A 13072-nucleotide genomic window follows, 5' to 3' on the forward strand; every position below is an offset into this window, starting at 1 on the left:
GATCCTTTATAATGAATAAAATAATTGAGAGCTATTGTAGAGTATCTACTAATCAACAAGCAACCGATGGTAATGGCTTAGACCATCAAAAATAACCAAAGCGCATTAATGTTCAAACATTTGAACATTAATGGTTAACTGCCAGCCTTGTTTAATACTCTAAGTTTCACACTATAAAGTTTAGCATCTGCATATTTAGCAGTGTGATAAAGAAGAAGGCTAATAAAGGGGTGGGCGTAGTAGTTAAGGTATTTTCAGTGTTGGTAAAAGAAATAATGATTCCGTAATTTAACTAAGATACGGAATCACCTTATTTTGATATTACTTTTTAGCCTATCCTAACGACCTATTGCGGTCTTATTGTGGATGCTAACAAGCAAATATTGAGTTTATTAAGACTCTGTTACTGGTGCGGTCGTTATTTTTTCTTCTGTTTCTAGGCCTTTCTGAGCCCAATATCCAGATAGAATAGACCCTGAAATATTGTGCCATAGCGAGAACACTGTGCCAGGGATTGCGGCAGCAGGCGAGAAGAACTTCATTGCTAAAACAGCTGCAAGACCTGAGTTTTGTAAACCTACTTCAAAGGCAATGGTACGGCTGGTTTTTTCATCAAACCCTAATAACTTGGTAATGAAGTAGCCAGAAAATAGGCCGATGCTGTTATGAATAATCACTGCTAGCATCACAATTGGACCGACATCTGTTAATTTACCCGCGTTTAGTGCAACCACAATAGCAATAATTATCACGATTGATAGCATTGAAATAAGCGGTAATAGAGAAGAGATAGCTTGTACTTGTTTATTTAAAAATGAATTTATCAAGATACCAATAGCAATCGGTAACACCACTATTTTAAGTAAACTAATAAAGATCGGTAACATAGGGAAGTCCACGCTTTGACCCACTAATAAACCACTGATGACAGGAGTCAACACCACGCCAACTAATGTTGATAACGCGGTCATGGTGATTGATAATGCAACATCTCCCTTTGCTAAATAACACATTACGTTTGATGATGTGCCACCTGCAACGCTACCCACTAAAATCATACCGACAGTTAATTCGGTGTCTAATTGCAAAAAGTAACACACTAAAAAAGCTGTGATTGGCATAATAGTAAATTGCAATAACATGCCAACACCGATTGCTGATTTCTTATTGATGACGTTTTTAAAATCTTGTAGTGTTAATGTCAGGCCCATACTTAACATAATCAACATCAGTAGTGGAACAATATAACTTTTTATACCAACAAAAAGTTGAGGAGATAAAAAAGCGACGCCAGCAAAAAGAATGGCCCAAACGGGAAATAGCTTGATTAGTTTGTTCAACATTTAAATCCTTTTATAATTATTTAGTTTTTTATTAATGAAATAGGGGGGATGAATTTATCATAAAATTTAAAAGCGTATATGTTTAGTTGTACACCAACAAAATTTTAAGTGCTTTTGGAGGTTAATTAAATGTTAAAAAGCAAATTTTATTGATGCTTTTTCAATGCTATAAATATTTTTAATAAAATAAATTTTATTGCTGAAATCATTGTAAAAAATATGTTATAAAGACCTCCTCTGAATCGTTATTTACTTTTCAACTTGTAAAATATTTTACTTTTGAATGAGTTAGACGCCCGTCTCAACGTTTTCAATTATCAGCATATCAATTAACAAAAACAGCAATCGCTAAGGTGAATCAATGAGCACAAAACCATACCAAACTGTTAATCGGCAACGTTATCGATTAGCAGAGGGTGGTTCCTTTGAGATGCATTTGAGTCAAGATTTAGTGATTAGTGAAGAGCCTCTCAATATCGTATTGCACTGGACATGCCAGGAAACTGGTGAACTGCTTGAAAAAACCTTGATGGTCACCATGAGAACCCCCGGAGATGATGCTTCGTTAGTGACTGGATTATTATTATCGCATGCAGTTATCGAGCATGCAGATCAAATTCAATCAATTATTAGTTCTGAACTTAATCAATGTGACATTACCTTAGCAGCATCGGTTGTGTTAGATTGGGAATCATTAACGCGACATTTTATTAGCCATTCAGGCTGTGGTATTTGTGGCACCAGTAATGTGAAGAAGCTAGCGCATACTTTTAATGTCACTATCGATGAAACGCCACAGTGGGTACCAGTCTCTGCTTTACTTACATTCTCAGCGCAATTACGGCAGCAACAGTCTTTATTTTCTTTAACGGGTGGTGTTCACAGTGCTGGCATATTCTCTTTGCAAGCCTGCTTATCAGTGAAAGAAGATGTGGGTCGACATAATGCAGTGGATAAAGTGATTGGTGATTTATTGACACAGAGTAAGCTTGCTAATCAATCTATCTTAATGCTCAGTGGACGCATCAGTTTCGAACTTATGCAAAAAGCGGTTGCCGCAAAGATTCCTGTGGTCGTTGCGATAGGCGCACCTTCAAGTTTAGCCATAGCAGTAGCAAAACAATTTAACATCACTTTAATAGGCTTTGTCAGTGAGCATACTTTTAATGTCTACCACGGTGACTTTCGTTTACAAAAACAACATTAATAACCATTACAAATGATAGGTAGGCATTATGAGTGTTAAAAAATATACAGCAGCAGCTGGTGGTTGGGGTTCACTTGCAAGTACAGCCAAACATTTATTACACAGTGAGAACGTAGCAAAAAACGTCTTAAATTTACTCAAAACCAATCAAGATCATGGTTTCGATTGTCCGGGGTGCGCTTGGGGTGAAGAAGGCAAAAAAGAACGTTTTCGCTTTTGTGAAAATGGCGCAAAAGCCGTTAACTGGGAAGCGACTTCTCGCCGTTTAACACCGGGATTCTTTGCTAAGAATAGTGTGTCTGCCTTACGTAAACAAAGTGATTATTATTTAGAAGACCAGGGCCGGCTTTCTGATCCTATGCTGTATCAAGCAGAAACAGATTGTTATGTACCAATTAGTTGGGATGATGCTTTTTCATTGATTGCACAGCACCTCAATGGCTTAGAAAACCCTAACCAAGCAGAATTTTACACCTCTGGCAGAGCAAGTAACGAAGCTGCCTTTTTATACCAGTTAATGGTAAGAAAGTTTGGCACTAATAACTTTCCTGACTGCTCAAACATGTGTCACGAAGCCAGTGGTTATGCATTAAAGCAGGGTATTGGTGTTGGTAAAGGCACAGTAACGCTAGAAGACTTTGACCATGCCGATGCTATTTTTGTGTTCGGTCAAAACCCAGGAACCAACCATCCTCGAATGTTACATACCTTAAGCCATGCTGCACAACGCGGTGCCAGTATTGTGACCTTTAATACCTTAAGAGAAAGAGGTTTAGAACGTTTTGCTAATCCTCAATCACCAGCGCATATGGTGCTTGGTGGTGAAACGAAGCTGACGAGTCAATATTATACCCCTAATTTGGGTGGTGATATGGCTGCCGTGCGCGGCATAGTTAAAGTCTTGTTAAAACGTCATAACCAAGCACTTGAAAATGGTGATCATGTATTCAATGTTAAATTTATTGAACAGCATACTAGTGGTTTAGATGCTTACTTAGAGCAAGTAGATGCAACGCCTTGGTCATTAATTACTGAGCAATCAGGTTTATCTAAAAAGCAGATAAAATCAGCGGCAGATATTTACCAACAAGCAAAACGTGTTATTTTCACTTGGGCAATGGGGATCACCCAACATAAGCACTCAGTGCCTACGATCAACGAAATGACCAACCTACAATTGTTGTTTGGTAATATTGGTAAAAAAGGGGCCGGTTTATGTCCTGTTCGTGGTCACTCTAATGTGCAAGGTGACCGCACCATGGGCATCGATGAAAAACCTAATGCTACGCTACTTAATAACATAGAAAAAACCTTTAACTTTACACCTCCTGCAGAGCATGGGCACAATGCCGTACAAGCAGTAGAAGCGATGTTGCGTGGTGACAGCAAAGTATTTATTGGGTTAGGTGGGAACTTTGTGGCGGCAATGCCGGATTCTGAGATCACACGCCAAGCTATGAGTCGCTGTGATTTAACCGTTAATATTGCGACTAAACTTAATCGAACTCATTTATACCCAGGCAAATCTGCGTTGATTTTACCTTGTTTAGGCCGAACAGATATCGATTTACAGGCGGGTGAATCTCAACAAATCACAGTGGAAGATTCATTTTCCATGGTGCACAGTTCGCAAGGTGTGATAAAAAGTGACACTAGACAAATGCGTTCTGAGCCTGCAATTATTGCTGGCATAGCGCAAGCAACATTGGGTAGTTCTCCAATTAATTGGTTAGATACAGTTCAAAACTATGATCTTATTCGCGACTATATTAGCCAAACTATTCCCGGCTTTAGCGATATGAACCAACGTTTACAAGCACCTGGTGGCTTTTATTTAGGTAATGCTGCTGGGCGACGAGAATGGAATACAAGCGACCACAAAGCACAATTTCATAGTGCACCTTTACCCGATGCTATTATTTCAGCATCGCAACGTGCGTTAACTAAAAACCGTATTTTTGTGTTACAAACACTGCGTTCTCACGACCAATACAACACCACTATCTATGGTTTCACAGATAGATACCGTGGTTTAAGTGGTGATCGTAATATTATTCTTCTTAACGAAAATGACATAACCGCATTAGGATTAAAAACCGGTGATAAAGTCGATATTGAAGCGCTCTGGGGAGATGAAGTAGTGAGAGAAGTGACTAATTTCACTTTGCTTGCCTATGATATTCCGACGGGTAACGCTGCCGCTTATTATCCGGAAGCAAATCCTTTAGTGGCGTTGGCTAACTATGGTGATTTTACCTTCACGCCTAACTCAAAATCGATTGCTATAGTGATCAGCGCAGCTAAAAATCCGTTACCTGAGCGTATCGTATAAACTGTTTTTCCCGAATTGAGGGGCTGATAAAACAGCAAAAGGTTATTAGCGATACGTTAATAACCTTTTTTAGTACTTCTTACCTTACCTATTAATTTTATTACTTTTATTACTTAACCTTCACTTATTAGCATTAGTATTTAACGCCTGAATCTAATCTTGTCGCTTTCATTACTTTTACGCTTTGTCATAATTAAGAGAGAGAGAATATTGTGAGCACATATTTAAATAAACGTATTTATTATCTTCACTTAACATAAATTAATTAGTATTACTTTTATTCAATTTGATGTTCGCTACATTTCACACTATTTACTCTATGCAATAGCACAAAGATTGCGTAAAATGCGCAACTTCAAATTGACTTATACTTACAATTCCTAGCAGGAGATGCACATGTTTAACCGAGATATGAATATTGCTGATTACGACCCAGAGTTATGGCAATCAATGACTGATGAAGTACAACGACAAGAAGATCACATTGAGCTTATTGCGTCTGAAAACTACACTAGTCCACGTGTTATGGAAGCACAAGGTAGTCAATTAACAAATAAATACGCAGAAGGTTACCCTGGTAAGCGTTATTACGGTGGTTGTGAATATGTTGATGTTGCTGAATCTTTAGCAATTGAACGTGCTAAATCTTTATTTGCTGCAGACTACGCAAACGTACAACCACATGCTGGTTCTCAAGCAAATAGTGCTGTTTACGCTGCATTATGTGCACCTGGCGACACGGTTTTAGGTATGAGCCTTGCACACGGTGGTCACTTAACGCACGGTGCATCTGTTAGCTTCTCTGGTAAAATTTACAATGCTGTTCAATATGGTATCAACCCAGATACAGGTGTTTTAGATTACGCTGAAGTTGAGCGCCTAGCTGTTGAACACAAGCCAACAATGATTGTTGCAGGTTTCTCTGCGTACTCAGGCATTGTTGATTGGGCTAAATTCCGTGAAATCGCTGATAAAGTAGGTGCTTACCTGTTTGTTGATATGGCGCATGTTGCTGGTCTAGTGGCTGCGGGTCTGTACCCTAACCCTGTACCATTTGCTGACGTTGTTACAACAACTACGCATAAAACATTAGGCGGTCCTCGCGGCGGTCTTATCCTTGCTAAAGCTAATCCAGCACTTGAGAAAAAATTAAACTCAGCTGTATTCCCTGGTGCTCAAGGCGGTCCATTAATGCACGTTATCGCTGCTAAAGCGGTAGCATTTAAAGAATGTGCTGAACCTGCGTTTAAAGAATACCAACAAAATGTATTAGACAACGCTAAAGCAATGGTTAAAGTATTCCAAGAACGCGGTTACAAAATTGTTTCTAACGGCACTGAAAACCACCTTTTCCTAGTTGACTTGATTGCTCAAGACATTACAGGTAAAGAAGCTGATGCTGCGCTAGGTCTTGCTCACATTACCGTGAATATGAACTCAGTACCAAATGATCCACGTTCTCCATTTGTTACATCTGGCCTACGTATCGGTACACCTGCATTCTCTCGTCGTGGTGCAAACACTTCTGACGCTGCTGAACTAGCGGTTTGGATCTGTGACGTACTTGATGCGATTAAAGATGAAGAAAAACTAGCAGCAACAATCGAAGCTGTTAAAGTGAAAGTCGCTAAATTCTGTGCTGAACACCCTGTTTACTCGTAAACTAGATGCTTATCTGAATCGCTTTATCGGTTAGACTTTAAAAATAACTGATAAACGACTTTTTAAAATCCGCTCTTGTTAAACAAGTGCGGATTTTTTATTGTATTTTTAAAATGTTTAGCTGAGAATTAATTTTTAGTTGGGCATTGAAGGAGTTGATTTATTCATTTCTTTATTATCTATAAAAAATAAGTTAGTAAATTGATTCAAAAGGAAAGTGCTGACATTTTACTGCCAACGGAACAGACGTTTTAGGATTAAAAACTACGATACGTCCGTACTATGAATCACTACTTTATTTACAGTTGTTTAACTATTGTTAATTTTTCTTTCCGCTATTGCTTTATTTGTGATTCATTACTTAAATACTGTTGCATTGCTTAAGACCCTGTAAATAAGATGGTCTTCGAACGTTATCATAAAGCGATTCAAGGCCGTTTTCCAATTTCTTATTGGCATTGTCCATTTCTTTGAGGCGTCCATAATAGCAAGATAAACCACCTTTTTAGCTGAATCATCTGTAGGAAACACCTTACGTTTCTGGTAGCTTTACGTATAACACCGTTATTAGCAGGCGTGCTTAATCACATCCCCAAAGAACGAATTTGATTAAGCCTCTATTTTATAGGTAGTTTTATGTGCTGGCTTTATAATTAGTAACGAGTATATATTGATTGCATAATACGATCATGACACGGTACTAATAAGCAAAGCAAAAAAGAGGAAGTTAACAATATGAAGCAACCACAACGGCCTATTAATCTTCATGAAAATTATCATGCACATGTGTATTTTGACCTACAAACAGTAGAATTTGCGACACAATTATGTGAAAAAGCAGGGGATTTATTCAATTTAAAAATAGGTAGAGTACATCAAAAATTGGTGGGGCCTCATCCATGCTGGAGTTGCCAAATCCTTTTTGCATCGAATGATTTTGAACAACTTATTCCTTGGCTTGAAGAGTCGCGTCAAGGGTTGAGTATATTTGTTCACCCTTTAACAGGAAACGACCTAGACGATCATACTAAATATGCATGTTGGCTAGGGGATGAGAGCGAGTTAAATGTAGACATGTTTCGTCGATAGGCTCTATCGGTGACATCACTTTTACCTAGTTTTTACCTGCTCCCTTATGACGGCAATAAGAGCTGTTATTGGTTATAGAAAGAACGAGAAAGCAATCACTTCTCGTTCTTTATTGGTGTATTTATACTGGTGTATTTATATTGGTTTATTAATGCTGAGTAAACCGCCTCAATTGTTGTTGAAAAAACTCTTTTTCTCTTTGTAACGAATCCCTTTGTTGAATTAAATCGATAAGTAAGGCCACCGCTAGCCAATCAATTTCTAAATCTTGGTGGAGTCGCACCGCTTTTTTTATCCAATGAACACTCGAAGTGTCAAACTCCCAGTCCTTACTGTTGGCATTAGCAATGGGTTTGACAATGCCATTTTCAACGATCTCAATAATATGATGACTTTCAATTCTCTCTAATTGACATAATTCATTGAGTGAAATCACCGTTAATCTGCGCATCATAGATATTCTCCCCATGAAACCCGTGGGTCAAAAGCTGAGTTTTTTGCAAGCTCTTGCCATAATTGGGTTGCTTTATCATTGCTGATAGGCGGTATGATCACATTAATAACCACATACATATCACCCAACTTATCTTTTCTTTTTAAGCCTTTACCTTTAACACGCAATTTTGTACCTGACTGAGTATTGGCAGCGATTGTTAACGTCACTTTACCATCCAGTGTCGGCACCGTGACCTTAGTTCCTAGTGCCGCCTCCCAAGGTGCAAGCGGCAAGGTTAATACTAAATCATGTTTTTTAACATCAAAAAGGGGATGACTATTTACACGAATATGCAGATAAAGATCGCCCGGTTCACCACCGCCATAACCCGGCTTTCCTTGGCCTTTAAGACGAATACGTTCACCGTTAATTACGCCTTGTGGTATTTTTATATTTAATTGTTTTTTAATATGGTGCGTTTTTCCGCCTTCGGAAACAGGTAATTGAAAGTGAACGGTTTTAATTTGTTGATGCAGCGTCTCTTGTAATGACATAGCCAGTTCCGTCTCAACATCTTGGCCTCTAGAATGATGTTGCTGAGCTTGTCCGTGAAAATGCGATTGATCAAATCCACCATTAAAAATGGAATTAAAAAAATCTGAAAAATGTGCATCAGCGTTAGGATCACCTTGGTACGCATGTTGATTTTGTTGCCATCCCGGTGGAGGCTGAAATCCTTGGCTTGATTGATCCCCATACTCTAGGATCTCATCGAATTTTGCTCTTCTACCGGCATCCTTTAATACTTCGTAAGCTTCAGCGATCTCTTTAAATTTTTCGCCGACACCTTCACTAGGATTTAAGTCAGGATGATACTTGCGGGCAAGTTTTCGGTAGGCTGTTTTAATATCTTTAACATCAGCCTTTTTGCTGACACCGAGTATTTTATAATAATCTTTGAATTCCATAAAATAACCTAAAAATAAAATCACAAACACTGTGAGACATACGGTTAAGTCTACGCTTTAATTGTATTTTGACTATAAATTTATTAATTATTTAAATGCATAAAGACAAATTAATATCATGGCGAAGTTGAAAGAAATATGATTAAATTGATGGGTTTTGCATGTGATTTTTTGCTCAACTGTTTTGCTATTGATACACCTCTATGCCTAACACTAAAGAGCGAGATCTATCCAGTTTGGTTTTGTTAAAGGAATTTATTATTCTGGAAAACTCAACAGTGGGGGAGTTGTAGCCACTTTTTATTTTAGCTCGTCTGCGCTCGCCCAGTCTGCTTGATATTTATTGGCAGTGTTTTCGCCCTGTCGGCGACCAAACTTTCTTTTATCAGAAAAGACCTATACCTACAAAGAACTCAAAGAAACTGACCACCGAATCACTTTCTGATCCAAATCATTCATTGCTTTTATAACGCAGCGGCTCTTGCAGGCCATCCATGGCCAGAACGAGCCTAAACCAAACATCCTGTTTGGGTTTGCTAAAAGCAATGAATGATTTGGGAAAGTTCAACGGTGGGGAAGTTGTAGCCACATTTCAAGTTCCAGGATCAGGTTTTTCCTCTTGTAAGATTATTCAAAATGAAAGACTTGACCCCATTAGTTTGACCCCATTAGTTCTTTTTATTACTTGGGGAAATTAACGGCAGAGATATTAGTCGCGCTGACTTATATTCTATGTGAGGCTTTTGGTTTTAAGTTGCAGAAGGTAATACTTGGTTCGAATGGTATTTTTGCGCCTGCGCTCATGCAACAGATGGATGAACTTAAGCAAAACGTCCAGTTTGGCTTTGCTAAAAGGAATTTGTTATTTTTGAAAACTCAACGGCGGAAGGTAGTAGCCGCGTTGAGTCATTTTTTCTGTTATCTTTTTATTTTCAGTTACAAAAGTAAAGCTTGGGCTACTTTTGTAACTGAATAGATATTAATTTAATGCGTTAATTAACGTGATACGTTGTTCAATATCTATTGTTTCTTGATCAGTCGCTTTCATTAATTTCTGTTTTAATGCCATGATCTCAGCATTAGCTTCGCTACTAGATGCAAACATAAAATCTTTTACATTGATTGCTGCCACATTGGTATAAAGGCCATCTTCACTTTTTAAAATATCAATTTTACCTGCATTGATAAGGTCTTTAACGATTTTACGTTCTTTATCATATCCAACTAAACCTGAAAGTTTCCATCTTTGCATCGTTTTTCCTTGATACAATCCCTTTTTTTCTTCCATCAGATACTTTATTGCTAGGTTACGAATTGTACCCGCTTCTTCGCCGTAAATGGCTTTAGTATCAAACAACACTGGGAAATCTCTGTTTTCTAACACTCCACCTTTACGAGTCAAATGTCCCATTCGATAACTGTTCATACCAATACGTATTGGTGTGTCCATCGTTATTTTTTGACCATTAGAAAAATTCAAATCAGTAATACGTTGTCCTGCTGGTTTGGTTAAATCGATGGTGTAAGTAACGCCAGCAAAGAAGTCATTGGTTGAATATTTTGATGAACGACGTTTAAGATCGAAACTATATGTCACATCCCCGTCTTTTACTGAATTAAAGTAACCCGCTGACCATTCCATATAGGCTTTTAGTTCTTTACCTGTCATCTCATAAACAGTAATTTCACCACCAGCATATTGGTAGTTATAAGCGATATCTTTTGCTTTTATTGGCCCTACATCCAGTTCCGCATTATCATTGTCAATTTGCAGAGCTATAACATTCGCGTTAGGGGCGAAGAAGAAACCCACTTCTTGGAATAACGCACTTATGCCGGTATCTTGAACATGTACTTGAGGAATGCCACGCACTTCATTTTCAGGTACTAAATCAGCGCCTGTTAATGTTGCTATCTTACGGTTGGCATTTTCACGAAGACGTTTATGATAAGGTTGGTATAAGTCTTCCATGCTCTTATCTGACGTTACTCCCTGTATTTTATAAGTATAACTATCTTTATTAACCAGTGTAAATTTTCCATTTTTTTCTGAAAATTGCAGGTCAATGCGAGACAGTGATCGTCCATATTTACCTGGCTCAGTAATTATTACGCCATTGACTACCGCTTTATCTATTTCTACGTGCATATGACCAGCAACAATTGCATCTAATTCTGGGTTAGCATTAGCAATATCAGCTACGCCAGTATCACTTCTGTTATTTTCATTATCTATTCCCATATGTGCAACAAGCACAATAGAGTCGACTTTATCTTTGATCTTACTAATCACTTTTTTAACTTCAATAGTGGGGTTGGTAAAAACCATCCCGCCTAATCGGTTTGTGCCTTCAGCAAAAACTTGTGTCATTGGAGTATCCATACCAATAACCCCAATTTTGATACCATTACGTTCTACAATAGTGTAACTGGGCAAGAATGGATTACCGTCGGTTTTCTCGATGTTACCTGCCAACGCATTACCTTCAAACTGTGTTAATGCGCGGTTAAGTACTTTTAAACCAAAATCAAATTCATGGTTACCTAGTACCCAAACATCGTAATCCATTTCATTAAAACCAAGCATCATAGGGCTTATTTTTTCATCTTTAAAAGTTTCAACAAAGTTACCTTGAATCGTATCTCCTGCATCTACTAAAATTAGGTTTTCCTGTTCCTTTCGGATAGCTTTAACTTTGGTGGCTATTTGGCTCAAACTACCACGAGTGTTTTCTTTATCACTTGCGTAATCCCATGGCATGAAATGACCATGAATATCAGATGTACCTAAAATAGTGACATCATGAATATCACCATCCGCAGCAAGCAGAGGAGATGAAAAAGCTAAAAAAATAGCCGCTGACAATAACTTCATTTTCATAATATTTCTCGTTGGTTAAGGTATGAACGTAAATAAGGGAATTATGAAGTCTATTTATAAAAATAAGACTAATATGTGACGTATAGCTATAGAGTTAAATTTTTAATAAATATCTACAGTGTATTAACATAATTTGTGGGTCAAAGAAAGTTTGTGTGTTCCGTACTTTTTTTGTGGGGGGCCAGCACTTTTGCCAACACTTTTTTAGTAGGCGCCTTCTGTTTTAACTCGTCTGCGCTCGTCGAGTCTGCTTGATGTTTATGGGCTATGTGTTGGCGACTTTACTTTCTCTCTGCCAGCAGAGAAGCTATACCTACAAATAACTCAAAGAGACTGGCCCGATCATTTTTTAATCTGAATAAATGTCTACCTTCTTAACGCACCGCACATACGCCACGTCCATATGGTGAACTGAGCTAGCAAAGGCAAAGGGCAAGCAGAGCTTAGCTCGCTCGTTTAACCATGCTGTCGCATTAATAGCTCCTTGCCTTGGCTTGCTAAAGGTAATCATTGATTCAGAAAAACTAAACGGGGGGACTGAATGTAGCCAATTGAGTAAGGTTTTATTGTTAACTTAAAGGAAAAAGGCAATACTTGGCCCTATTTTTTACGTGGAAAGATAGAAAAATGATCCGTATTAACAGTGAAAATTTGGATCATATGAGTTTTGTTTTGCTCGGAATGTGGAATGTGGAATGCGATTGAGTATTTAGTTATGTTGCTACAAACAAGTAAGGGGGGAAGTGTTAGGTCTTATCTTTTGCGTTAAGTGGCAAAAAGAAAGACCTAGCCCCCTGAACCTTGAGTAGGGTTGGTTCAGTGAGCAAAAGATAATAACCCTCTCATTTTTTATACCTAGCTAATTTTGAATAGCTGTATCTGCGAAAGTTTGTGGGTGTCCAGCACCTTGTTATATGGCAAACTTCGAAGCTGTTAAACTCTCTTTTGCTTGCAAGCTAATCTAAAACCTAAAAGCCCTATTACTAATATAGCTGATGTAGCTGGAGCAGGTACCATTATCCACGCTGAGTTTGACTTATTAGGGTAAAAACTTTCAACTCCACATGCACCCGGAATGCAATCCCAGTCATAATCAAGGTTATCGTGCCAGTACCATAGATTTGCATACCCGTATAGCGTCATTCTTCCTACTT

9 protein-coding genes and 1 pseudogene are annotated in these 13072 nt (G+C 38.2%); 4 read left to right on the forward strand and 6 right to left on the reverse strand.

What is annotated here, in order from left to right:
• Positions 1 to 392: 392 nt before the first annotated feature.
• Positions 393 to 1343, reverse strand: a complete 951-nt coding sequence (locus H592_RS0118300; RefSeq protein WP_028870056.1) for a bile acid:sodium symporter family protein — start codon at positions 1341 to 1343, stop codon at positions 393 to 395.
• 361 nt (positions 1344 to 1704) lie between these two features.
• On the opposite strand from H592_RS0118300, the gene fdhD reads away from it, so the two are divergent.
• From fdhD to glyA, 3 genes are all read left to right on the forward strand, one after another.
• A complete protein-coding gene (fdhD, locus tag H592_RS22775; protein ID WP_051369257.1) occupies positions 1705 to 2550 on the forward strand; it encodes a formate dehydrogenase accessory sulfurtransferase FdhD in 846 nt (281 codons plus the stop codon).
• Between the two features lie 28 nt (positions 2551 to 2578).
• Entirely contained in the window at positions 2579 to 4882 is a 2304-nt protein-coding gene (locus tag H592_RS0118310) for an FdhF/YdeP family oxidoreductase (protein WP_028870057.1), read from the forward strand.
• 396 nt (positions 4883 to 5278) lie between these two features.
• Positions 5279 to 6544: a serine hydroxymethyltransferase gene (gene glyA, locus H592_RS0118315; protein WP_028870058.1), complete on the forward strand. Its 1266-nt coding sequence runs from the start codon at positions 5279 to 5281 to the stop codon at positions 6542 to 6544.
• A gap of 357 nt (positions 6545 to 6901) precedes the next feature.
• On the opposite strand, the pseudogene H592_RS24715 reads toward glyA, so the two are convergent.
• Positions 6902 to 7110: pseudogene (locus H592_RS24715) on the reverse strand (hypothetical protein); the annotation flags it as partial.
• A 169-nt stretch (positions 7111 to 7279) separates the two neighbouring features.
• Between H592_RS24715 and H592_RS0118320 the strand changes: the two are divergent.
• Positions 7280 to 7633, forward strand: a complete 354-nt coding sequence (locus H592_RS0118320) for a DOPA 4,5-dioxygenase family protein (RefSeq protein ID WP_028870059.1) — start codon at positions 7280 to 7282, stop codon at positions 7631 to 7633.
• A 148-nt stretch (positions 7634 to 7781) separates the two neighbouring features.
• On the opposite strand, the gene H592_RS0118325 is transcribed toward H592_RS0118320, so the two are convergent.
• From H592_RS0118325 to H592_RS24470, 4 genes are all read right to left on the reverse strand, one after another.
• Positions 7782 to 8087 (reverse strand): chaperone modulator CbpM, encoded by a 306-nt coding sequence (locus H592_RS0118325; protein WP_028870060.1) that lies wholly within the window; start codon positions 8085 to 8087, stop codon positions 7782 to 7784.
• The gene (locus H592_RS0118330) at positions 8084 to 9037 is read right to left on the reverse strand and encodes a DnaJ C-terminal domain-containing protein (RefSeq protein WP_028870061.1); all 954 of its coding nucleotides are present in this window, start codon (positions 9035 to 9037) and stop codon (positions 8084 to 8086) included. The genes H592_RS0118325 and H592_RS0118330 overlap by 4 nt, the downstream gene beginning before the upstream one ends.
• A gap of 979 nt (positions 9038 to 10016) precedes the next feature.
• Positions 10017 to 11918 (reverse strand): bifunctional metallophosphatase/5'-nucleotidase, encoded by a 1902-nt coding sequence (locus tag H592_RS0118345; RefSeq protein WP_028870064.1) that lies wholly within the window; start codon positions 11916 to 11918, stop codon positions 10017 to 10019.
• A 933-nt stretch (positions 11919 to 12851) separates the two neighbouring features.
• Positions 12852 to 13072, reverse strand: a 221-nt coding sequence (locus tag H592_RS24470) for a hypothetical protein (protein WP_211235690.1), incomplete at its 5' end; no start/stop codon positions are given.

The sequence above is a fragment of the Psychromonas arctica DSM 14288 genome (assembly GCF_000482725.1).
Taxonomy (GTDB): Bacteria; Pseudomonadota; Gammaproteobacteria; order Enterobacterales; family Psychromonadaceae; genus Psychromonas; species Psychromonas arctica.